The following is a 20809-nucleotide window of genomic DNA, read 5'->3' on the forward strand; positions in this document are numbered from 1 at the left end:
CGATTTCAAGAACCACGACGGAGACGACTCTTCATGCGAAAGATCAATGTTCACGCGCTGGCTGATGAGGCCCGCTTCAGCGGATTCCATCTGCGGGTCCTCATCATCTGCGCGCTCATCATCATCTTCGACGGCTATGACCTCGCCGTCGTGGGCGCCGCGCTGCCTTCGATCATGAAAGACCTTCATGTCGACCCGACGCACGCTGGCTTCATGGTGAGCTCGGCGCTGTTCGGAATGATGTTCGGTGCGATCGTCTTCGGCACGGTGGCCGACCGTATCGGGCGTCGCTGGACGATCGCGATCTGCATCCTGCTGTTCAGCCTTTTCACTGCCGCGGCGGGCCTGACGCGGGATCCCATGGTCTTCGGTATCGCGCGCTTCCTCGCGGGTGTCGGCATCGGCGGCGTGATGCCGAACGTGGTGGCGCAGATGACCGAGTATTCGCCCAGGCGCATGCGCGCGACGCTGGTGACGTTGATGTTCAGCGGCTATGCGGTCGGCGGCATCATCGCGGCGGTGCTCGGCAAGGGCCTCATCGAAAGCTACGGATGGCAATCGGTGTTCTTCGCGGCGGCGCTGCCGATCGTGCTGGTCCCGCCGATGCTCCGGCTGATGCCCGAGTCGATGCCCTTCCTCCTCGCGAAGGGCAGGACGGACGAACTGAAATCGATCGCCGCCAGCCTCGACCCAAGCTACCGTGCGGAGAAAGGCGATGAGTTCGTCGTGCCGCGCGAGGACAAGGCCGACAACGCGCCGATCCGTCATCTCTTCGCCGAAGGGCGCGGCTTCAGCACCGTGATGTTCTGGGTCGCGTTCTTCATGTGCCTGTTCATGGTGTATGCGCTCAGCTCCTGGCTCACCAAGCTCATGGCCAATGCGGGCTACAGCCTTGGCTCGGCGCTGACCTTCGTGCTCGTGCTGAACGTGGGCGCGATCGTCGGCTCGGTCGGCGGTGGCTGGCTTGCCGACCGCTTCCATATCAAGTACGTGCTGGCCGGCATGTATGCGCTGGCCGCGGTGTCGATCACGTTGCTCGGCTTCAAGATGTCGACCGGAGCACTCTACGTGCTCGTCGCGCTCGCAGGTGCTTCGACGATCGGCACGCAGATCGTGGCCAACGCTTACACCGGGCAGTTCTATCCGATGGCGGTGCGCTCGACCGGGCTCGGCTGGGCGCTCGGCATCGGGCGCAGCGGCGCCATCATCGCGCCGATCCTTATCGGCGTGCTGGTCGGCATGAACCTGCCGCTGCAGCAGAACTTCCTCGCCATTGCAGTACCAGCGCTCATCGGCATGGTGGCCGTGCTGCTGATCGACCACGACAAATCGGCCTCGCATCGGGCGCAGTCGGCTCCCGCATCGGCGCAGCCCTCGGCGCGCACCGCAAACATCTGAAGAAAGGACAAGCCATGAACCAACCCACGTACCTCTGGAACCCACCGCCGGTGCCGTCGATCGCCGTGCAGGGACGCACCGAACGCTACCCGGTCAACCGGATCTTCTTCGTCGGCCGCAACTATCACGCGCATGCAATCGAGATGGGGCGACCCGTCGACAAGTCGGCCGAGGTGCCGTTCTATTTCACGAAGAGCCCTTCGACGCTGGTCGCCTCGGGTGCGACGGTCGCCTATCCGCCGGGCACGCGCGACTACCAGCACGAGATGGAACTCGTCGTCGCTATCGGCGCGGAGGGTTTTCGCGTGAGCGAGGACCAGGCTGCGTCATTGATCTACGGCTACGCCTGCGGCCTTGACATGACCCGGCGCGACTTGCAACTGGTTGCGCGCGAAAAAGGTCGTCCCTGGGATCTCGGCAAAGACGTGGAAGATTCGTCCGTCATCTCCGAGATCGTCCCGGCCCCCGGCGCGGTGCGTGACAGCGGTGAACTCGTGATGACGGTGAACGGCGCGGTGCGGCAGAAGTCCGATCTGTCGCGGCTCATCTGGTCGATTCCTGAACTGATCGCTGATCTCTCGAAGTACTACCACCTGCAGCCGGGCGACCTGATCTACACCGGCACGCCTGAAGGTGTCGGACCGGTGAAGCCGGGCGACCGCATCGAAGGCCATGTCGATGGCGTTGGGTCCATCGCGCTGAACGTCGGGCCGGAGCACGCATGACTGGCGTCGATCCGACCGCGCCGGTCCCATCGCCTGTGCGGCTCAAGGCCGTGCATGGTCCAGGGCAGCCCGAGCCGACAGAAGCGCTCGAGCGCCTCTACCGCGGATTCGAGCGCGAGTTGCTGGTGCCCCTGTGGACGGAGATCGGCGACCTGATGCCGCGCCAACCGAAGTCGAAGGCCAGTCCGCATCTGTGGCGCTGGGATCGCCTTGTCGAGCTGGCTTCGGAGGCCGGTCGGATCGTCCCGGTCGGGCGTGGCGGCGAGCGACGCGCGATTGCGCTGGCGAATCCTTCGCTTGGCGGCCGGCCTTTCGCCACGCCTACGCTTTGGGCGGCGATCCAGTACCTGATGCCCGGCGAGGATGCTCCCGAGCATCGCCACACGCAGCATGCCTTCCGCTTCGTTGTCGAAGGGGAGGGCGTGTGGACGGTGGTCAATGGCGATCCGGTGCGCATGTCGCGCGGCGACTTCCTGCCCCAGGCGGGCTGGAACTGGCACGCGCACCACAACGCGGCCACGCAGCCGATGGCGTGGATCGACGGGCTGGACATCCCGTTCTCGTACTACACGGAAAGCCAGTTCTTCGAGGTCGGCCGCGAGCGCATCAGCGCCGGTGAAAAGAGCACGCCCGAACGTTCGCGATCGGAGCGACTGTGGGGCCACCCCGGCTTGCGCCCGCTCTCCCAGGCGGATTCGCCGTCGGCGACGCCCTTGCTCGCCTATCGCTGGGTCGACACCGACAGGGCACTCGCGGACCAGCTCGCGCTTGAACAAGAGGGTCACCAGGTCACGCTGAGCCCGGGCCACGCGGCGGTGCGCTTCACCAATCCGAGCACTGGCGGCGACGTGATACCAACCATCCGCGCCGAGATGCATCGTCTGCGTGGCGGCACCGAGTCGCTCGTGCGGCGGGAGGTCGGCTCGTCGGTGTACCAGGTGTTCGATGGCACAGGGACCGTGACCGTCGGCGAGCGCCGATGGGAAGTGGCTCGCGGCGACATGTTCGTGGTGCCCTCGTGGGCGTCCTTCACGGCGCGCGCGTCCCGCGACGTGCCGAGCCTCGATCTCTTCCGGTTTGGCGATGCGCCGATCTTCGAGGCACTTCACGCGCACCGGATTCAGATCGGCGAACCGGGCGCGTAGCGGCGCAAGAGGCGTCAGGTCGAGATCGCACCGACCCGGCCGCTGTCCTGGCCGAAGAGTTCGAAGATCAGCTCCCTGAGCCATTGATGGATCGGGGAGCGATGCACCTTCGCGTGCCAGAACACGTTGATGGCCACCTCGGGCAGCGCGGCGGGATGCGGGCGATAGCTGAGCTGGAATGGCTCCACGAGGCTCGCGGCCAGCGTTTCGGTCACCGTTGCGACGAGGTCCGTCTCGCGAAGGATGTGCCCGACGCTCACGAAGTGCGGCACCGAGAGGATGATGTTGCGATCGATGCCGGCGCGGCGCAGCAGGTCGTCGACCTTGCCGTGCCCCGTTCCGGCCGAAACGATGGCGAGGTGCTCGGCCGCCTTGAAATCCGCCATCGTGATGCGCTTGCGGTCGAGGCGATGTCCGCGCCGGAACACGCACACATAGCGCTGGCGGAAGAGCTTTCGCTGGAAGAAGCCGCCGCGGAGCTGCGGCAGCGGGCCAATCGAGAGATCGACCTTGCCGGACTCCATGTCCTCGCGAAGATTGGTGACCGAGTTGCGCACCGTGTTGAGTCGCACACCAGGCGCGACTTCGCGAAGGCGCTTCAGCAGCGCGGGGAGGAACACCACCTCGCCGATGTCGGTCATTCCGATCGTCAGAAGGCGCTTCGCACTCGCCGGGTCGAATTGCGGCTGCTGGTTCAGGCCGCTGTGGATCATGCCCAGCGCCTTGCCGACAGGCTCTGCGAGCTGTTCGGCAAAGGGCGTCGGGACCATGCCTGCGCCCGTACGGACGAAGAGGGCGTCCCCGAGGTGGCGCCGTAGCTTGGCGAGTGAATTGCTGACCGCAGGCTGCGAGACACCGAGCGTCTCCGCAACCCTGGAGACGCTGCGCTCTACCGTCAGTTGATGGAAGAGGACGAGGTGGTTGAGATCAAGGTCTGTGAGTTCCATGCGGCGGTGTTATCACAGATCGTGATAACGGGCAAACCGCCGCTGCACTCACGCGGTGGGCATCCGTTCGAATGCCCGCAACGATGGATCGATCGCATCCCACTGCAGACCGCGGACCCTGTAGGTCAGCACCTGAGGCGTGAAGCGGTCGGGCTCGTCGAGGCTGGTCGCCGGCACCGCGATCAGGTCCGGCATCGCTGCGAAGCGCAGGTAGACCGGCGTTCCGCAGACCGGGCAGAAGGCGTGGATCTTCATGTTGCCGCTGTCCCCCGCGACCTCCCAGTGCGTTGCCTCGCCGGTGATCGTCATCTCGGCGCGCGCGGGGAAGGTGAGGTAGGAGCCATGCCCGGTGCCGCTTCGTCGCTGGCAGTCGCGGCATTGGCAATGGTTCTGGAAGATCGGCGCGTGATTCGTCGAATAGCGGATCGCGCCGCACGCGCATCCACCGGTGTAGGGCTGTGTCATGGGACGACTCCTGGTTCAGGCCTCTTTCGGCTTGGCGAAGACGTCGATGCCTTGTCCTGTTTCGAGCAGGGACTTGAGGCTCGAAAGCACGACCGGCCAACCTTGCGTCACGCCCTTGGCCATCCCGCTGCCAACCTCGAGTTCGTCGTGGGTGACGGTCAGCCTGACCATGCCGTCGTAGGGTGCGACATCGAAAGTCACGCGGCTGTAGCTGTCCGGATTGGCCGCCTCGGCGGGGCTCGCCCAGCTGATGACAAGGCGCGTCGGCGGCGACACCTCGAGCACCTTGCCGACGATGTTCACCGTGCGCTGTTCGTTGTCCCGCACGTGCTGCCAGGTCGATCCGGGCTTCCAGTCGGAGACGTTCTCGTGGCCCCAGTAGCGCCGCGCGACCTCCGGTTTCATGATGGCCTCGAACACCTTTTCAGGCGTCGAGCGGATGTAGGTCACGTAGACGAAGCTGGTTTTCTCTTTGCTCATCGTCACTCTCCTTCGAGTTCCTTCTTCAGGTCGTGCAGCAGGCTGAGCCGCCGCCGTTCGAACTTGCGCACCCACCGCTCGTAGACCGCGTGCAGCGGCACCGGATTGATGAAATGCAACTTCTCCCGGCCGCGCCAGACGATGCTCACAAGTTGGGCGTCCTCGAGGAGCCCGATGTGCTGCGTGACCGATTGCCGCGCCATGTCCAGGTGCTCGCAAAGCTCGCCCAGCGTCTGCCCGTTGCTCTCGTAGAGCAGGTCGAGCAGCCTTCTGCGAGTCGGGTCGCTCAGCGCCTTGAAAACCTTGTCAGTGTCCATCCGTTGCGTTCATGCGTGGGCGGATGATATGCAGGCAAATGCCTGCATGTCAACACGGGCAACGCATCGCTCCAACAAAGGAAAAGGGCCGGGGCAGCCTCATCGGCTGCACCCGGCCCGTGCACTTGGGGGCGACCTCAGAAGGCCGCGGGTCTCCATTTGAGGAGGCGCTTCTCGAGCGACGTCAGCAGGAAGTCCGCTGCAAGTGCCACCACTGCCAACACGATCATCGCGGCGAACACGCCACTGGCGTTGAACGCACCTTGCGCGGTCGAGATCAGCAGGCCGATGCCTTCCTTGGCACCGAGAAATTCACCCACAACGGCGCCGACCAGCGCGAAACCGAAGCTCACATGCAGGCTCGCAAGGATCCACGACATGGCCGACGGAATCACGACAGACATGGTGACCTGGCGCGGCGACGCACCGAGGATCTGCGCGTTCGCGATCATGTATTTGTCAGCTTCGCGCACGCCCTGGAAGGCATTGCCGAAAACGACGAAGAACACCATCACCACTGCGAGCGCGACTTTCGACGCCATGCCCAGCCCGAGTGCGATCACGAAGATCGAACCCAGCACCACGCGCGGAATCGAGTTGGCAATCTGGATGTAGAGGCTGAAGACATCCGACAGCAGCTTGTTGCGGCCCAGCAGGATGCCGCAGATCACGCCGGCGATCGAGCCGATGAGGAAGCCGATGACGGTCTCCTCGAGCGTGACCGCGACCTGCATCCACAGCGAGCCTTGTGCAGTCCCTTCGCGCATCCATTCGACGAGCTGGTCCCAGATCATCGAAGGCATCGAATAGAAGAACGGATCGATCCACTTGTGGCGCGCGGCGACTTCCCAGCCGCCCAGTGCAACCACCAGCACCAGCAGACGCAGCGAAATGATCATGGTGCGCCGACGGCGGATGCGCGCCTGCGCGCTTTCGGATTCGCGGGCCAGCGCTTCGTCGCTCAGGACGGCCGGCAAGACGAGTTCGGTCATTGTTGAAGAGACTCCAGGAAACGGGATTCGGCAAAAGGTTCAGGCAAGGACGGCTTCCTGGCGAAGGTCTTCCCAGATGTGCTTGGAGAGCTCGATGAACTGGGGTTCGTAGCGCACCTGCGAAGTCACGCGCGGGCGTGGCAGGTCGATGTCGTAGACACGCTTGAGCATGCCGGGCCGCGCCGAGAGCACGAACACACGGTCGGCGAGCGCGATCGCTTCTTCGAGATCGTGCGTAACGAAGACCACCGAGCCACCGGTGCCCGACCAGAGCTTGAGCAGCTCGTCCTGCATCAGCGTGCGGGTCTGCATGTCGAGCGCCGAGAAGGGCTCGTCCATCAGCAGGATCTCAGGGCTGTTGATGAATGTCTGCGCCAGCGCGACGCGCTTGCGCATGCCGCCCGACAACTGGTGCGGGTAGTGGCCGCCGAACTTGCCGAGGCCCACGCGCTGGATCCAGTCGTTGGCCAACTCGTGCGCTTCCTTCTTCGACTTGCCGCGGAACATCGGTCCGGCTGCGACGTTCTCGACCACGCTGCGCCACGGGAACACTGCATCGGCCTGGAACACGAAACCGATGCGCGGGTCGATGCCCCGCACCGGCTGGCCCATGACCTTCACTTCACCCACCGTGGGGCGCAGCAGGCCTGTGACCATGTTCAGCGTGGTCGACTTGCCGCAGCCCGTCGGGCCGACGATGGCGACGAACTCGCCGCGCGCCACCGACATGCTGAAGTTGCGCAGGGCGACGGTCGCATTGCCGTCTGCCGAGATGAAGCGGAGCGAGACGTCTCGAAACTCGATGGCAGGGGTATCGGTCACTTGGCGCTCGCCGCGAGGTACGCGTTGGTGTAGGTCTTCGACAGATCGATGTTCTTGCTCTTGATGAGAGGCTTGTAGGTGGACAGCACCTTCAGCACGGTCTCGGGTCCGCCGGCGGGCATCTTCGCGTCGGCGGTGAACATCGGGAGCGATGCCGCCAGCGCCTGCACGTACAGCGCCTTGTCGCTGCCGTAGTAGTCGCGCGGCATCTTCTCGGCGATCTCTTCGGCGCTGTGCGTCTGGATGTACTCCATGGTGCGTGCAAAGGCATGGGCGAGCTTCGCGGCCTGCTCCTTGTGCGATTCGGCCCAGGTGTTCTGCACGTAGAAGCTCGCTGCGGGATAGAGGCCGCCCAGCGCCGCGGCCGTGTCCTTCTCGGTGCGCAGATCGACCAGCACCTTCGCGTCGCCGGTCTTGAGCATTTCGGAGACGGTGGGTTCGGTGGTCATGCCGGCCTGGATGCGGTCCTGCTTCATGGCCGCGACGAAGGTGTTGCCGGCGCCCACTGGCAGCAGCGAGTAGTCCTTGGTGGCAACGCCCTGGCGGTCGGCTAGGTAGCGCGTGAGGAATTCGGTGGACGAGCCCAGGCCTGTCACGCCGAGCGTCTTGCCCTTGGCATCGGCCATCGACTTGAAGCCGGGCGCCGCCTTGGTCGACACGAGCTCGACTTCGCCGGGCACCTTGCAGAACACGGCGATGGCTTCGATCTCCTTGCCTTTGCTCTGCAGGTCGATGGTGTGGTCGTAGAAGCCGACCACGCCCTGCACGGCACCGGCGATCAGCTGGTTCTCGGCGTCGACGCCGGCCGGCTGCGATTGCAGCTCGACGTTGAGCCCTTCGTCCTTGAAGTAGCCCAGCGATTCGGCGAGCTTGGCCGGCAGGTAGATGATCTTGTTGATGCCGCCCACCATGATGGTGATCGGCTCGGCCGCCTGGGCGAACGGGGCTGCCGCTGCCATCAATGAACACACGGCGGTGGCGAGCAGGTTGCGGTGGAAGGCGCGCATTTGGGAATGTCTCCTGGGTGTCTGAAAGGTGAAAGCCAGTCTAGGTGGCGCGATCTTTCGGCTTCCTTTCGGCGCGTGTCGCAATTCTTGCTGGTTAACCCTAGGTTCAGCGGCCGCTTCGCGCCTTCCTAGAATCCCGCTCCGTCATGAAACTCCTGCTCGTCGAAGACAACCCGCAGCTCGCCCTGTGGCTGGCCAACCTGCTGCGCGAACAGGACTTCGTCATCGATCACGTCGAGGACGGCGACGCCGCCGATCAGCTCCTGCAGCAGACGCGCTATGACGTGGTGCTGCTCGACCTCAACATTCCGGGCCTGTCGGGCAAGGGCGTTCTGCGACGGCTGCGGGCGCGCCGCGACGATGTGCCCGTGCTGGTCCTGACGGCCACTGCATCGCTCGATCAGAAGGTGATGTGCCTGGAGATCGGCGCCGATGACTACCTCGTGAAGCCTGTCGAAGTGCGCGAGCTCGTGGCGCGCATCAAAGCGCTGGTCCGCCGCCAGGTGCCGGGCAAGGCCAACGACATCTCGTGCGGGGATCTTCAATACGACCTGCGCACGCGTCAGTTCACGCTTGCCGGTGCCGAGCTGGCATTGCCGCCGCGTGAACGCACGCTGCTCGAGACACTGATGCTCAAGGTGGGCAGCACGGTCTCCAAGCAAACGCTGGTCGATGCGATCTTCGGTCTCGAAGACGAGCCCAGCATCGACGCAGTGGACCTCTACGTGCATCGCCTCCGGCGCAAGCTGGAAGCGGCGCAGGCCACCATCATCACCTTGCGCGGCGTTGGCTATCTGCTGCGTACGCGCGACGAAGGCTGACTTGCTGGCAAGCCTGCGCGTTCGACTGGCCGCCTGGCTGCTGTTGCCGCTGTCGGTGTTCGTCGGCGTTTGCGGCTACCTCAGTTGGCGCAACGCCGCGGCGGTTGCCGACTATGTGCAGGACCACGACCTGCTGGCTTCTGCCAAGGTCCTGTCGGAACGCCTGATCTGGGAAGGCAACAACGTGCAGGCCAGCGTGCCGCCGTCGGCGCTGAGCCTCTTCGCTTCGCCCGATCGCGACCAGGTCTTTCTCAGCGTGACCGACGCCGCCGGCACCGTGCTTGCGGGGACGCCCGGGTTTCCGTTGCCCTCGAAGCGGCAACTCCAGGGTGTGGATCGCGCGCAGTGGTACGACGCCGAGTTCAACGGCATGCGGCTACGCGCCGTCGTGACCCAGCGCGCGATGTACGACGTCGGTGGGGGCGCGGAAGTCACTATCGCCGTGGGAAAGACCACCAACAGCCGCGATCACATGCTGCGCAAGCTGTGGCTGCCGACCGTCGGCTTCCTGCTCATTGCGCTCATCCTGGCCATTGCCCTGACCACGCTCGCATTGACCTGGGAATTGCGTCCGGTGCTCAAGTTGAGTCGGCAACTCGCACGGCACGATCCGCTGCGGCTGGACTTCTCGGTCGATCCACGCGCGCTCCACGCCGAACTGCGCCCGGTGGCGGAGACCATCAACAGCTTCGTGCACGAATTGCGAGCGCACTCGGAGGCGCAACGGCGCTTCATCGCCGACGCCGCGCATCAGCTGCGCACGCCGCTCGCATTGCAAGCCTCGCAGATCGAGTACGCGCGCTATACGCGACAGCATCGCGGAGAGTGGGAGACGCGCCGCGCCGACATGGACGCGATGTGGATCGCCATGCAGACCAGCAACCGGCGGCTGGTCGACGTCACCAACAAGCTCCTGCTGCTTGCACAGGCCGAACACCGCGATGCTTCGGCGAGCCTGGAGCGTGTCGATCTCGCGGAAGCAGCCCTGCACTGCATCGAGCAACTGGCTGCGCTGGCCGATCGCCGCCGAATCGACCTCGGCATGGAGCGGCCGGAGGACGCGGAGCCTGTCTGGGTGCGGGCGCAACCCGCGCTGCTCGATGCGCTGGTGAGCAACCTCGTCGACAACGCGTTGCGTTACACGCAGGAGGGCGGTCGGGTGACCGTTCGCCTGGACCGCGTCGGCGATCAGGTGGAACTCTCGGTGGAGGACAACGGCCCCGGCATTCCGGCCGAGGCGCTGGCGCGTGTGTTCGAGCGCTTCTATCGCGTGTCCCAGAACACCGAGGGCACCGGGCTTGGCCTTGCCATCGTGCGCGAGATCGCGCGTGCATTCGGTGCCACGGTTTCGCTGGCTTCCAACGAAGGGGGCCGGACGGGTCTGCGCGCGTCCGTGCTGTTTCCGGCGCAGGGCTAGGCTGCGCGGTTCCAGTCCGTCAGCGACAGGTCCTTGGGCAATTCGAAGTGCGTGTGGCGCGTCAGGAAGCGGATGTCGCAGTCGCCGATGGCGACGACGTCTCCGTGCTGCAACACGCAGTGCTTGACCCGACGGCCATTGACCCGCGTGCCGTTGCGGCTGGCCAGGTCGATGAGCCAGGTGGTGCCGCCTTCGACGCGGAATTCGACGTGGTGCCGGCTCACCTGGGGGTGGTCGATCCGGAGGTCATTGCTTGCATCGCGGCCGACGAGCGTTCGTTCGGCTGACAGTTCGATTTGTTTCGGGGCACTGTTCTTTCGCATCAGGAGCAAGCGGGCCATGAGGTGAAGGTGCAAGGATGTAAGACTTTATGTTACAACAAAGTGTAACCTAAATGCCTACATCGTCGAATTAAATCGACTTCGTACCGAAGCGCACCCGGTATCCCTCGCGCCACAGGCGCAGGCCGTGGTACTTGAACAGGTAGCGCAGCCCGATCGCTGCAGAGCCCAGGCCCGCGGCAGCGGCCACACCCATCGCCCAGCGCGGGCCGAAAGTATCGGCCACCCAGCCCACCACCGGCGCGCCGATCGGCGTGCTGCCGAGCAAGGTTGCCAGCAGGATGGCAATGACGCGACCGCGCAATGCGGGCTCGGTGGAAAGCTGCACGAGGCTGTTGGTCGACGTGGTGATAGTCTGCGCCGCCACGCCGGTCACGATCAGCGCGAGTCCGAAGCCGATGACGTTCGGCATCAGCGCCGCTGTAAGGCAGCTCAGGCCGAACACCGCCGACCCCACCATCAGCAGCCCGAATCGCGGCTTGGCCCTGCGTGCTGCCAGCAGTGCGCCCGTGACCGACCCGATGGCCATGGTCGACGAAAGCAGGCCGTACTGGCTGGGCCCGCCGTGGAACGCGCCGACCGACATCGTGGAGATGAAGATCGGAAAGTTCAGGCCAAACGTGGCCACGAGGAAGAGCATGCCGAGGAGGGCGCGGAGATCGGGCCGGTTCCAGACATAGCGGAAGCCTTCCAGCAGGCCGGCCTTCTTGCGCCCCGGCGCGTCCTGCCGCCGGAACAGTTCGCTCTGGCGCAGGCACGCGAGCGATATCAGCACCGCCAAGAAAGAAAGCGCGTTGAGCAGGAAGGCCTCGCCGGGGCCCGTCGCCGCGATCACCAACCCAGCCACCGCCGGCCCCACCATGCGGGCGGCATTGAAGGACGTGGAGTTGAGCGCCACCGCGTTGGCCAGTTCGGCATCCGAGACCAGCTCGGCCACGAAGGTCTGGCGCGCAGGCGCATCGAAGGCCGCGACGCAGCCCAGCAGCAGAGCAAACACGTAGACGTGCCACAACTGCGCCATGCCGCTTATCGTCAACAGGCCCAGGCCGAGCGCGAGCAGGCCCATCGAGGCCTGCGTGGCGATCAGCAGCTTGCGACGGTTCAGCCGGTCGGCCGCGAGGCCGGTGAAGGGCAACAACGCGAGCTGCGGGCCGAACTGCAGTGCCATCACGATGCCGACGGCGGTCGCGTTGTGGTTCGTCAGATGCGTCAGCACCAGCCAGTCTTGCGCGGTGCGCTGCATCCAGGTGCCGACGTTGGACACCAGCGCGCCGGCGGCCCACAGGCGGTAGTTGCGGATGCGAAGGGAACGGAAGGTATTGCCCATCACGCCTCCAGCAACCGCTGCAGCAGGCGCACGGCGCTGGCCAGCTGCTTCTGTTCGGCCGCCGAGTAGCGTGCGGAGATGGTGCGCTGCAGCCAGTCCTCTCGCGCGGCGCGAACCTGCCGGAAGACCTTGCGCGTCTGCGGCGTGATCGACAGCAGCGTGCGGCGACCGTCGACGGGGTCCGGCGCGCCCTTGATCCAGCCGGCCTCCATCAGCGAGGACACCGTGGCCCCCATGGACTGCGAGCGCACCCCTTCTGCCTGCGCCAGTTCGGTCACCGTGGCGCCGTCCTGGCGCTCCAGCCGGAGGAGCACCGCGCGCTGGGACTCGGTCCAGTCGGCGAGGGAGGCTTCCTGGCGCAGGCGACGGCGCAATTGCCCCGCCAGCATGCGCAGTTCCACGGCCAAGGCGTGGGCTGTGTCGGTTTCGTGATCGGCGAGGTCTGCGGACATGCTTTTGGCCGCCGGTCGGATCGGCAGCATTGGACAGGAAGACTGCGAAGTTTAGCTTCCTATCTTGTCCCTTGCTGCCGTACGGCGAAAGGCTATGGCACAGTCCGCCAGGCGTGGTCAGCCGATCCCCAGCGGCCGCGCCCCTCCAGGAGTTGCAATGAAATTGATGCCCCCCGGATCAGGACGCGCACGGAAAACGCCGGCAGCTGCGACAGGCGCGCATGCCATCGGCACCGTTGCGCTGGGCTCCATCGATTGCCGCCGTGGCGGTCGGTGCCTTGGCCGTCGGAGCCTTGTCGATCGGCCGGCTCTTTGTCGGCCGGGCTCGAATCAAGCGTCTGGAGATCGATGAGCTCGTTGTCCGGCGCGTTCTCATCATGGAAGAGGTGACGATGCCGCCAACGCTGGAGCCCGCGAGCGTCATCGACGATTCGACGTCGCCTTCCGTGACGCCGCGCGGCGAGAAGGTCGCAAGCTAGCGCCTGCGCCAACCGCCACGCGGCCTGCCGGTCTACTTGTGATAGTAGGTCTGGATGCTGCGACGATTCTTGTCGGGCGACTCGACCCACATCATCTGCGACGCGACGGTCGGGTCCGCCCCGAACGCGAGGGTGGTCGCGATGGTGCCGGACGCGCTCGGCAGCGCGGATTTCTCGACGCTGTCGATCGTCACGTAGCCCGCATCCGAACGCTTCATCTGCACATAGGCCTGCGACAGCGGATAGAGGTTGCTCGCGCCGAACGAAATCGTGCCGCCCGCGGTCCCGAAGGCGTTGAATGCGCCGATGGTCGATTCGTCGATCACCGGGAACACGCCGCTCGCGCCAGCCTCCGCCAGCGTGAGCGGGCGCTTCTCGATCTTGAAGCGATAAATGCCGTCGGACGGCGCGCTCGACGACTTCAGCATCGTGTTGCTGCTGTCGTACGGCGTCAGTGTGTATTGCGCGTTGTCCGGAATGGCGGCGATCTGCGCATCGGTCATGCCGGCAGCCGTGGTGTTCGCGCAGGTGGTGGCCAGCAGGTAGGTCTCGGTGCCGATGCCGTCGATCATCCAGCGTCCGCCGAGCGCCGGCGCGGAATAGCGCAGTCCGTTCGCCGGCAGGCCGGGGCCCTGCACGATGATGTAGGCGATGGTGCCGCCGTCATTGGCCGTGTTGGGGTTCTCGATGTTGAACTCGAGGCCCGTCTTCACGCAGTCGGGGCTGTCTGCCAATCCATGGTGCCGCGTGGTGACCGCGAACCACTCGAGGTTGAGCGAACGCTGGTCGCCATGCAGTCGCCACAGTCCATCGGTCAGGCTCTTGCGGACCTTCCAGTTGTCGAGGCGGCCGAGCTCCACGCCGTTGCTCGTCTTAACGGAGAACGACAGGTGCGCGGTCACGCCGTTGGGGTTGTCGTAGTCGATCTGGCGGAACTCGACGTCGGTGAACGTCGCGCCGACGAGCGCCGTGTTCTGCGTGAACTCGACCAGCGAGGTCGCGCGGTCCGCGTCGCTCCAGAGGAAGCCGTTGGTCATCAGCGGCGTCAGGTCCGCATTGGTGGGGGACCCGCTCGCGAACTTCGCGGTGAAGTCCTTGAGCACCTGCCGCACGAGTTCCTGGTCGCTCGCGCCGGAGGCGACATTGGCGTCGCTCAGTGTCGCCGGCGAGGTCTCAGCCGCGGCCTTGACTGCGAGCTGGTCCGTCACCGTGATGGTGTTGAGCACGTTCGAGATGGTCGCCGTGTTCGCCGTTGTGTCGTAGCTCACGCGGATCACGTCGAGCGCCTTGTCGATCGGGTCGGACAGCGGCGTGAACGAGCTGTGAAGCAGGTCGATCGCGGCATCGACGCCGAGCGCGGTCAGCACCGGCAGCAGCTTCTCCTTCAGCTTGGCGACCTCGGCATCGACCAGCGCCTTGTCGGCCAGGCTGCTGTTGCCGCTTTGCTCGAAGCTGTCGAAGTAGTTCTGTGCGAGCTGGCCCGCGATGTTGGAAACGATCAGGTCGGTGAGCTGCGTGATGTTGATACGGCCGTTCAGGTCGGCCTGGGTTGCGACCGAATGCACGACCGCGCGAACGCCGTTGGCGGTGCCCTCGGCGCGGAACACGAACGGCGCGGTCATGCCGGTCACGTCGATGGAATAGCTGCCGTTGGTGCCGATCGGCGAGGTCCGGGTCGCGCCCAGTGCGTCCTTCACGGTGACGGTGCCGACCAGCGGCGCGCCGACCGCTGCGACGCCGGTGATCGAGGTGCTCGACTGCGTGCCCGATCCGCTGCTTGACGTGCCCGTGCTGGTGCTGCTCCCGGTGCCGAGCGCACCGAGGCCGCTGCTGCCGCCGCCTCCACCGCCACATGCGGCCAACGAGGCCGCCAGTGCGAGGACGGCACCATGAATTCCCCAACGCTTTGCTGATTTCATCGAACTCTCTTTCGGTCTTTTGAAGGATGACCCAGAGAGGCTACTGACGGGCTGTTCAGCTCACATCCCTTGTTCATGGGGTGGGGGTCCCCAAGAAATTTCGTCGGGACGTGCGAATATTCACACCCCGCCTCCCACCTCGCCGCCTTTCCGCCGAAATGTCGAATCCAGACTCCATCAGCGTCGCCCTTGTCGAAGATGATCCGGCCATGCGCAATGCCCTGGAGCGCGTGATCCGTGCCGAGCCGAGCCTGCGCTTTGCGTTCGGTGCTTCGACCGCCGCCGAACTGCTTGCGTGGTTCGAGACCCATCCGACCGATGTGCTTCTGGTGGACCTGGGCCTGCCGGATCTGCCGGGCCTCGAAGTGATCCGGCGCTGCCGCGAGATGCAGCCGCAGTGCGCGACCATGGTGCTGACGATCTTCGGCGACGAGGTCAACATGCTCAGCGCCTTCGAAGCAGGGGCCAGCGGCTATCTGCTGAAGGACGGCACCGAGGCCGACCTGGCCGCGCACATCCTGAGCCTTCATGCAGGCGGCTCGCCGATGTCACCGACCATCGCGCGGCAGCTTCTCGTGCGATGGCGGGGGCGTGCCCCCGCGCAGCCCACGGCAACTCCCGCAAGCGACGCGCTGTCGCCGCGCGAAACGGAAGTGCTGAGCCTGATCGCACGTGGCTTCACCTATTCCGAGGTGGCCGAGCGGATGGACATCCTCCTGTCGACGGTTCAAAGCCACGTGCGAAACATCTACGGCAAGCTCGATGTGCACAACAAGGCCGAGGCCCTGTTCGAAGCACGGCAGCTCGGCATCCTGAACTGACTGGCGGACGGCGAAGCGTCTATCGCGTCATCGCACCGGCCTGCTGTCCGAACGAAAGCGCCAGGAAGTCCACGAACGCCCGCACCCGGGCGGCCATCTGGTGGCGCTGGGGGTAGACCGCGTAGATGTCCGCGTCCGGGGTGAAGTACTGCGGCAGCACCTGCACCAGCCGTCCGTTGCGCAGGTAGCGCTCGATGTCCCACTCGGCCCGCATCAGGATGCCGTGACCCTCGAGAGCCCAGTTGACGGCGATCTCGCCATCGTTGGTCGTCAGGTTGCCGCGTATCTTCACCGTCTCGGTGCTCGCGTTGCGGCCCCGCCCGCTCGCAAGTCGCCACACGCCATAGGCTTCCTCGCCCTGGCGGATGCCGATGCAGTTGTGCTTCGTCAGGTCGTTCGGCACCTTGGGGATTCCTCGCTTGGCCAGATAGGCCGGTGCCGCGCACAGCAGGCGCCGGTTGGCCGCAATGTTCCGCGCGATGACCCGGCTGTCGGGTGGCGCACCGAAGCGCACGCAGACATCGAATGTGTCCTCGGTCAGCGCCGGTGGATTGACGGACAACTGCAGCTGCACTTCGACGTGCGGGTGCTTCCGTACGAAGCGCGAGATGAGCGGCGCCACATGGCTGCGACCGAACCCCAGCGTGGCGTTCACTCGCAGCAGGCCCTTCGGCGTTGCCTTGGAAACGCCCAGCAGCTCCTCAAGGCCATCGATCTCCCCGAGGATGCGGCGCGCATGTTCCAGGTAGAGCTCGCCTTCGGGCGTAAGGCTCATGCGGCGTGTCGAGCGATTGACCAGCAGCACCCCGACCCGCGATTCCATCAGTGCAAGGTGCTTGCTTACGGCTGGCGTGGTCACGCCGAGTTCGCGTGCCGCGGCGCTGAGGCTGCCGGCACTTGCAAGCGTGGAAAAGAAGCCGAGATCCGCCGGCACGATCGCGTTCGTCATGGACGCTCCACTCTCGAACTCAGGTTAACAATGGGTTCACTTTAGCGACGATCCGGATGGGCGTCGAATTCTTACAGTCTCCCTACCCCCTCACCACCATACGGAGACAGCCCATGAAGACGTACAAGATCGCAACCATTCCCGGCGACGGCATCGGCAAGGAAGTCGTGCCCGCCGGGCAGCAGGTTCTCGAGGCACTGGCCTCGGCCGGCAGCAGCTTCCGCTTCGAATTCGAGAATTTCGACTGGGGCGGAGACTACTTCCGCGAGCACGGCGTGATGATGCCGGACGACGGCCTGAACGCCCTGCGCAACAAGGACGCGATCCTGTTCGGCTCGGCCGGCGACCCGCACATTCCCGACCACATCACGCTCTGGGGCCTGCGCCTGAAGATCTGTCAGGGCTTCGACCAATATGCCAACGTGCGTCCGACGCGCATCCTGCCCGGCATCGACGCACCGCTGAAGCGCTGCAAGCCCGAGGACCTGAACTGGGTCATCGTGCGCGAGAACTCCGAAGGCGAATACTCGGGCGTCGGCGGCCGCGTGCATCAGGGTCACCCGACCGAAGCGGCCACGGACGTATCGATGATGACCCGCGCGGGCGTCGAGCGCATCATGCGCTTCGCCTTCAGGCTGGCCCAGTCGCGGCCCCGCAAGCTGCTGACCGTCATCACCAAGAGCAACGCACAGCGCCACGCGATGGTGATGTGGGACGAGATCGCCACGCAGATCGCGAAGGAATTCCCGGATGTCACCTGGGACAAGGAACTGGTGGATGCGTCCACCGCCCGAATGATCAATCGCCCGGCCTCGCTCGACACCATCGTCGCGACCAACCTGCACGCCGACATCCTGAGCGACCTGGCCGCCGCACTCGCCGGCAGCCTCGGCATTGCGCCCACCGGCAACATCGACCCCGAGCACCGCTATCCGTCGATGTTCGAGCCCATCCACGGCTCGGCCTTCGACATCATGGGCAAGGGGCTGGCCAATCCCGTCGGCACCTTCTGGTCCGTCGTGATGCTGCTGGAGCACCTCGGTGAGTTCGATGCGGCCAAGCGCGTCATGCGGGCGGTCGAGGCCGTGACGGCGGACCCCTCGCTGCACACGCGCGATCTCGGTGGCACGGCAACGACGGCGCAAGTCACCCAGGCCGTGTGCGATCAGGTCACGGGCGGCGCGCAGCGCAAGGCAGCCTGACGACCGCCGCCCCGGCTGCGAGGCAGCGGCCGGGCCTCCTTTCGTGAACACCCCAGAAGCAGCCGCCAAGCGCTGCCGGGTCGAGCTCGTGCCCACATATCCACCAGGAGACAAATCATGCGCCGCTTCTTCGGCACCCTGTACGTCCAAGTGTTGATCGGCGTGTTCGCCGGTGCGGCACTCGGCTTCTTCGCCCCCAATTTCGCCAGCGACTTCAAGCCGATGGGGGACATCTTCATCAAGCTGATCAAGATGGTGTTCGCGCCCATCATCTTCGCCACGGTCGTGCTGGGCATCGCCCGGATGGAGAACATGAAAGAGCTCGGCCGTGTCGGCGTCCGGGCTCTTCTCTATTTCGAGATCCTCTCGACCTTTGCACTCGCACTCGGACTCGTGGTGGTGAACATCGTCGGGCCGGGCCGTGGAATGAACATCGACCCCGCCCAGCTCGACACCAAGGCGATCGCGACCTACACGGCGGCCAGTGCCAAGCCCGAAGGCTTCGTCGACTTCGTGATGCACCTGGTGCCGACCAGTCTCTTCGACGCGCTCGCGAGGAACGACATCCTGCAGATCCTCGTCTTCGCCACGATGTTCGGCATCGCGCTCTCCCACATCGGCCCGCGCGCCAAGCCGGTCGTGGATTTCCTCGACTCGTTCACGCACGGCGTCTTCGCGGTCGTCGGAATGATCATGCGCGTCGCACCGCTGGCCGCGTTCGGCGCGATGGCGTTCACGGTGGGCAAGTACGGCCTCGGCTCGATCGTCTCGCTCGGCAAGCTGATGGGCACCATGTACATCACCTGTTTCCTGTTCGTGGCGCTGGTGCTCGGCGCGATATCGCGACTGTCGGGATTCAGCCTCTGGAAGTTCCTCAAGTACATCAAGGACGAGCTCTTCACCGTGCTCGGCACGAGTTCGTCGGAATCCGTCGTGCCGCAGTTGATGCGCAAGCTGGAGCACGCCGGCGTGTCGAAGCCGGTGGTCGGCCTGGTCGTGCCTTCCGGCCTGACCTTCAACCCCGACGGCCAGTGCATCTACTACACGATGGCGGCCATCTTCATCGCGCAGGCAACGAACACGCCGCTCTCGCTCACCGACCAACTCGTGGTGCTGGGCGTGCTGATGCTGACGTCCAAGGGCTCTGCCGGTGTCACCGGCTCCGGCTTCATCACGCTGGCGGCGACGCTCGCCTCGATGGGCAAGATTCCGGTGGCCGGCATGGTGCTGCTGCTCGGCGTGGACCGCTTCATGTCGGAAGCACGCGCCATCACCAACACGATCGGCAACGCGGTGGGCACCATTGCCATCGGCCGCTGGGTCGGCTCGGTCGACCGGCAGCGCCTGGCACAGGTGCTCGACGGCAAGACCGATCCGGAGGACCTGGAAGAGCTGTACGAAGGTGACGAGGATGCACCGTCCGGCGTCGTGAAGCCGATCCGCGCCGACCTCGGCGGCGTACGCGTCGCGGCCTGAGCCGGGTGAGAACCGTCATGAAGCTGGTCGAACCGCTCATCGCCTTGCGCGCCATGTTCGACGCCTCGATCGCTGCCGCGCAGCCTGCCTTGTGTGTCCCGCGCCATCTGCCGGAACCCCCGAAGGGTCGAGTGGTCGTGATCGGTGCCGGCAAGGCCTCCGCAGCGATGGCTCGTGCGGTCGAAGACCACTGGCGCGGTCCGCTCACCGGGTTGGTGGTGACGCGCTACGGGTATGCAGTGCCATGCGAGCGCATCGAGATCGCCGAGGCAGCGCATCCGGTACCCGACGCGGCTGGCGAAACCGCGGCACGGCGCATGCTGGAGATCGTGCGGGGCCTCACGAGCGATGACCTCGTGCTGTGCCTGATCTCCGGCGATGGATCGTCGCTCCTGCCGCTCGCGCTGCCTGGGTTGACGCTGGAGGACAAGCAGGCGCTCAACCGCGCCTTGCTCGCCAGCGGCGCCAGCATCAGCGAGATGAACTGCGTCCGGCGTCACCTGTCGGCCATCAAGGGCGGGCGACTGGCTGCAGCGTGCCATCCGGCGCGGGTCGTCAATCTGCTGTTGTCCGATGTGCCGGGTGACGATCCGGTCGACATCGCATCGGGGCCCACCGTCGCGGATGCCTCGACCTGCGCCGACGCGCTCGCCATCCTGCGCCGCTATCGGATCGACGTGCCGCCCCGTGCGCTTGACTTGCTTGAGTCGGGCGAAGGTGAGACCTTGAAGCCGAACGATCCCCGCCTTCCGCGCATCGAGACCCGCTTCGTCGCAACCCCTCAGATGGCGCTCGAAGCAGCGGCTGCGGTCGCATGGGACGCGGGACTGACGCCATACATCCTCGGCGACGCCATCGAAGGCGAAGCGCGCGAGGTCGCAAAGACGATGGCCGGCATCGCACTGCAGGTCGCACGCCTCGGCCAGCCCGTCGCGGCCCCGTGCGTGCTGCTCTCCGGTGGCGAAACCACCGTCACGTTGCGCGGAAAGGGCAGAGGCGGCCGCAATGTCGAGTTCCTGCTCTCGCTGGGTATCGCGTTGAACGGCGAGCCTGGCATCCACGCGCTGGCTGGCGACACGGACGGTGTCGACGGACAGGAAGAGATCGCCGGCGCATTGCTCGCACCGGACACGCTGTCGCGCGCCTGGAAGCAAGGCATGAACCCACGCGAGCGGCTCGATGACAACGACGGACACGGCTTCTTCGAGACGCTCGGTGACTCGGTGGTGACCGGTCCGACGCTGACCAACGTGAACGACTTCCGCGCGATCGTGATTGCACCCGATCGCGCCAACAGGAGAGACTGA

The 20809-nt window shown here is 65.5% G+C and carries 22 protein-coding genes; 10 read left to right on the forward strand and 12 right to left on the reverse strand.

Annotated features, from left to right (window positions below):
- Positions 1-33 precede the first annotated feature (33 nt).
- From FHW64_RS13455 to FHW64_RS13465, 3 genes are read left to right on the forward strand one after another with little or no spacing between them, the layout of a single operon-like run.
- Entirely contained in the window at positions 34-1398 is a 1365-nt protein-coding gene (locus FHW64_RS13455) for an aromatic acid/H+ symport family MFS transporter (RefSeq protein ID WP_184526899.1), read from the forward strand.
- Between the two features lie 14 nt (positions 1399-1412).
- Positions 1413-2123, forward strand: a complete 711-nt coding sequence (locus FHW64_RS13460) for a fumarylacetoacetate hydrolase family protein (RefSeq protein ID WP_184526901.1) — start codon at positions 1413-1415, stop codon at positions 2121-2123.
- Entirely contained in the window at positions 2120-3268 is a 1149-nt protein-coding gene (locus FHW64_RS13465) for a cupin domain-containing protein (RefSeq protein WP_184526903.1), read from the forward strand. Before FHW64_RS13460 ends, FHW64_RS13465 begins: the two co-directional genes overlap by 4 nt.
- Before the next feature lie 14 nt (positions 3269-3282).
- On the opposite strand, the gene FHW64_RS13470 is transcribed toward FHW64_RS13465, so the two are convergent.
- The 7 genes from FHW64_RS13470 to FHW64_RS13500 form a co-directional block, all read right to left on the reverse strand.
- Entirely contained in the window at positions 3283-4215 is a 933-nt protein-coding gene (locus tag FHW64_RS13470; RefSeq protein ID WP_184526904.1) for a LysR family transcriptional regulator, read from the reverse strand.
- Between the two features lie 48 nt (positions 4216-4263).
- Positions 4264-4680: a GFA family protein gene (locus FHW64_RS13475; protein WP_184526906.1), complete on the reverse strand. Its 417-nt coding sequence runs from the start codon at positions 4678-4680 to the stop codon at positions 4264-4266.
- A 15-nt stretch (positions 4681-4695) separates the two neighbouring features.
- Complete coding sequence (locus tag FHW64_RS13480) at positions 4696-5160, reverse strand: SRPBCC family protein (protein ID WP_184526908.1); 465 nt, start codon at positions 5158-5160, stop codon at positions 4696-4698.
- A gap of 2 nt (positions 5161-5162) precedes the next feature.
- Positions 5163-5477 (reverse strand): helix-turn-helix transcriptional regulator, encoded by a 315-nt coding sequence (locus tag FHW64_RS13485; protein WP_184526910.1) that lies wholly within the window; start codon positions 5475-5477, stop codon positions 5163-5165.
- Positions 5478-5614: 137 nt separating this feature from the next.
- Complete coding sequence (locus tag FHW64_RS13490) at positions 5615-6469, reverse strand: ABC transporter permease (protein ID WP_184526912.1); 855 nt, start codon at positions 6467-6469, stop codon at positions 5615-5617.
- Positions 6470-6508: 39 nt separating this feature from the next.
- Entirely contained in the window at positions 6509-7291 is a 783-nt protein-coding gene (locus FHW64_RS13495) for an ABC transporter ATP-binding protein (protein WP_184526914.1), read from the reverse strand.
- A complete protein-coding gene (locus FHW64_RS13500) occupies positions 7288-8298 on the reverse strand; it encodes an ABC transporter substrate-binding protein (protein WP_184526916.1) in 1011 nt (336 codons plus the stop codon). Before FHW64_RS13500 ends, FHW64_RS13495 begins: the two co-directional genes overlap by 4 nt.
- A 146-nt stretch (positions 8299-8444) precedes the next feature.
- Here FHW64_RS13500 and FHW64_RS13505 point away from each other — a divergent pair, with 146 nt between their 5' ends.
- Positions 8445-9119: a response regulator transcription factor gene (locus FHW64_RS13505; RefSeq protein ID WP_184526918.1), complete on the forward strand. Its 675-nt coding sequence runs from the start codon at positions 8445-8447 to the stop codon at positions 9117-9119.
- Position 9120: 1 nt separating this feature from the next.
- A complete protein-coding gene (locus FHW64_RS13510; RefSeq protein ID WP_184526920.1) occupies positions 9121-10536 on the forward strand; it encodes a sensor histidine kinase in 1416 nt (471 codons plus the stop codon).
- Here the strand turns inward: FHW64_RS13510 and FHW64_RS13515 are convergent.
- The 3 genes from FHW64_RS13515 to FHW64_RS13525 all read right to left on the reverse strand — a co-directional run bounded on the left by FHW64_RS13515 (position 10533) and on the right by FHW64_RS13525 (position 12656).
- Entirely contained in the window at positions 10533-10877 is a 345-nt protein-coding gene (locus FHW64_RS13515) for an FHA domain-containing protein (RefSeq protein WP_184526922.1), read from the reverse strand. The genes FHW64_RS13510 and FHW64_RS13515 overlap by 4 nt on opposite strands.
- Before the next feature lie 70 nt (positions 10878-10947).
- Positions 10948-12204 (reverse strand): MFS transporter, encoded by a 1257-nt coding sequence (locus FHW64_RS13520; RefSeq protein ID WP_184526924.1) that lies wholly within the window; start codon positions 12202-12204, stop codon positions 10948-10950.
- Positions 12204-12656: a MarR family winged helix-turn-helix transcriptional regulator gene (locus tag FHW64_RS13525; protein WP_184526925.1), complete on the reverse strand. Its 453-nt coding sequence runs from the start codon at positions 12654-12656 to the stop codon at positions 12204-12206. The genes FHW64_RS13520 and FHW64_RS13525 overlap by 1 nt, the downstream gene beginning before the upstream one ends.
- Positions 12657-12877: 221 nt before the next feature.
- On the opposite strand from FHW64_RS13525, the gene FHW64_RS13530 reads away from it, so the two are divergent.
- Complete coding sequence (locus tag FHW64_RS13530) at positions 12878-13135, forward strand: hypothetical protein (protein WP_184526927.1); 258 nt, start codon at positions 12878-12880, stop codon at positions 13133-13135.
- A 32-nt stretch (positions 13136-13167) separates the two neighbouring features.
- Here the strand turns inward: FHW64_RS13530 and FHW64_RS13535 are convergent, their stop codons facing one another.
- Entirely contained in the window at positions 13168-15054 is a 1887-nt protein-coding gene (locus tag FHW64_RS13535) for a hypothetical protein (protein WP_184526929.1), read from the reverse strand.
- 158 nt (positions 15055-15212) lie between these two features.
- Between FHW64_RS13535 and FHW64_RS13540 the strand changes: the two genes are divergently transcribed.
- Positions 15213-15875, forward strand: coding sequence for a response regulator transcription factor (locus FHW64_RS13540; protein WP_184526931.1), 663 nt, complete (start codon positions 15213-15215; stop codon positions 15873-15875).
- A gap of 19 nt (positions 15876-15894) precedes the next feature.
- On the opposite strand, the gene FHW64_RS13545 is transcribed toward FHW64_RS13540, so the two are convergent.
- The gene (locus FHW64_RS13545) at positions 15895-16824 is read right to left on the reverse strand and encodes a LysR substrate-binding domain-containing protein (protein ID WP_184526933.1); all 930 of its coding nucleotides are present in this window, start codon (positions 16822-16824) and stop codon (positions 15895-15897) included.
- Positions 16825-16937: 113 nt separating this feature from the next.
- On the opposite strand from FHW64_RS13545, the gene FHW64_RS13550 reads away from it, so the two are divergent.
- The 3 genes from FHW64_RS13550 to FHW64_RS13560 all read left to right on the forward strand — a co-directional run bounded on the left by FHW64_RS13550 (position 16938) and on the right by FHW64_RS13560 (position 20809).
- Positions 16938-18026 (forward strand): tartrate dehydrogenase, encoded by a 1089-nt coding sequence (locus FHW64_RS13550; RefSeq protein ID WP_184526935.1) that lies wholly within the window; start codon positions 16938-16940, stop codon positions 18024-18026.
- Between the two features lie 117 nt (positions 18027-18143).
- Complete coding sequence (locus tag FHW64_RS13555) at positions 18144-19502, forward strand: dicarboxylate/amino acid:cation symporter (RefSeq protein ID WP_221210326.1); 1359 nt, start codon at positions 18144-18146, stop codon at positions 19500-19502.
- A 17-nt stretch (positions 19503-19519) separates the two neighbouring features.
- Positions 19520-20809, forward strand: a complete 1290-nt coding sequence (locus tag FHW64_RS13560) for a glycerate kinase (protein WP_184526937.1) — start codon at positions 19520-19522, stop codon at positions 20807-20809.

Source organism: Variovorax sp. Sphag1AA, assembly GCF_014192575.1.
GTDB lineage: Bacteria > Pseudomonadota > Gammaproteobacteria > Burkholderiales > Burkholderiaceae_C > Variovorax.

Coding starts and splice junctions, on each gene's coding strand:
- FHW64_RS13455 (WP_184526899.1), top strand. CDS start 34: ATGCGAAAGATCAATGTTCACGCGCTGGCTGATGAGGCCCGCTTCAGC.
- FHW64_RS13460 (WP_184526901.1), top strand. CDS start 1,413: ATGAACCAACCCACGTACCTCTGGAACCCACCGCCGGTGCCGTCGATC.
- FHW64_RS13465 (WP_184526903.1), top strand. CDS start 2,120: ATGACTGGCGTCGATCCGACCGCGCCGGTCCCATCGCCTGTGCGGCTC.
- FHW64_RS13470 (WP_184526904.1), bottom strand. CDS start 4,215: ATGGAACTCACAGACCTTGATCTCAACCACCTCGTCCTCTTCCATCAA.
- FHW64_RS13475 (WP_184526906.1), bottom strand. CDS start 4,680: ATGACACAGCCCTACACCGGTGGATGCGCGTGCGGCGCGATCCGCTAT.
- FHW64_RS13480 (WP_184526908.1), bottom strand. CDS start 5,160: ATGAGCAAAGAGAAAACCAGCTTCGTCTACGTGACCTACATCCGCTCG.
- FHW64_RS13485 (WP_184526910.1), bottom strand. CDS start 5,477: ATGGACACTGACAAGGTTTTCAAGGCGCTGAGCGACCCGACTCGCAGA.
- FHW64_RS13490 (WP_184526912.1), bottom strand. CDS start 6,469: ATGACCGAACTCGTCTTGCCGGCCGTCCTGAGCGACGAAGCGCTGGCC.
- FHW64_RS13500 (WP_184526916.1), bottom strand. CDS start 8,298: ATGCGCGCCTTCCACCGCAACCTGCTCGCCACCGCCGTGTGTTCATTG.
- FHW64_RS13505 (WP_184526918.1), top strand. CDS start 8,445: ATGAAACTCCTGCTCGTCGAAGACAACCCGCAGCTCGCCCTGTGGCTG.
- FHW64_RS13515 (WP_184526922.1), bottom strand. CDS start 10,877: ATGGCCCGCTTGCTCCTGATGCGAAAGAACAGTGCCCCGAAACAAATC.
- FHW64_RS13520 (WP_184526924.1), bottom strand. CDS start 12,204: ATGGGCAATACCTTCCGTTCCCTTCGCATCCGCAACTACCGCCTGTGG.
- FHW64_RS13525 (WP_184526925.1), bottom strand. CDS start 12,656: ATGTCCGCAGACCTCGCCGATCACGAAACCGACACAGCCCACGCCTTG.
- FHW64_RS13530 (WP_184526927.1), top strand. CDS start 12,878: ATGCCATCGGCACCGTTGCGCTGGGCTCCATCGATTGCCGCCGTGGCG.
- FHW64_RS13535 (WP_184526929.1), bottom strand. CDS start 15,054: ATGAAATCAGCAAAGCGTTGGGGAATTCATGGTGCCGTCCTCGCACTG.
- FHW64_RS13540 (WP_184526931.1), top strand. CDS start 15,213: ATGTCGAATCCAGACTCCATCAGCGTCGCCCTTGTCGAAGATGATCCG.
- FHW64_RS13545 (WP_184526933.1), bottom strand. CDS start 16,824: ATGACGAACGCGATCGTGCCGGCGGATCTCGGCTTCTTTTCCACGCTT.
- FHW64_RS13550 (WP_184526935.1), top strand. CDS start 16,938: ATGAAGACGTACAAGATCGCAACCATTCCCGGCGACGGCATCGGCAAG.
- FHW64_RS13555 (WP_221210326.1), top strand. CDS start 18,144: ATGCGCCGCTTCTTCGGCACCCTGTACGTCCAAGTGTTGATCGGCGTG.
- FHW64_RS13560 (WP_184526937.1), top strand. CDS start 19,520: ATGAAGCTGGTCGAACCGCTCATCGCCTTGCGCGCCATGTTCGACGCC.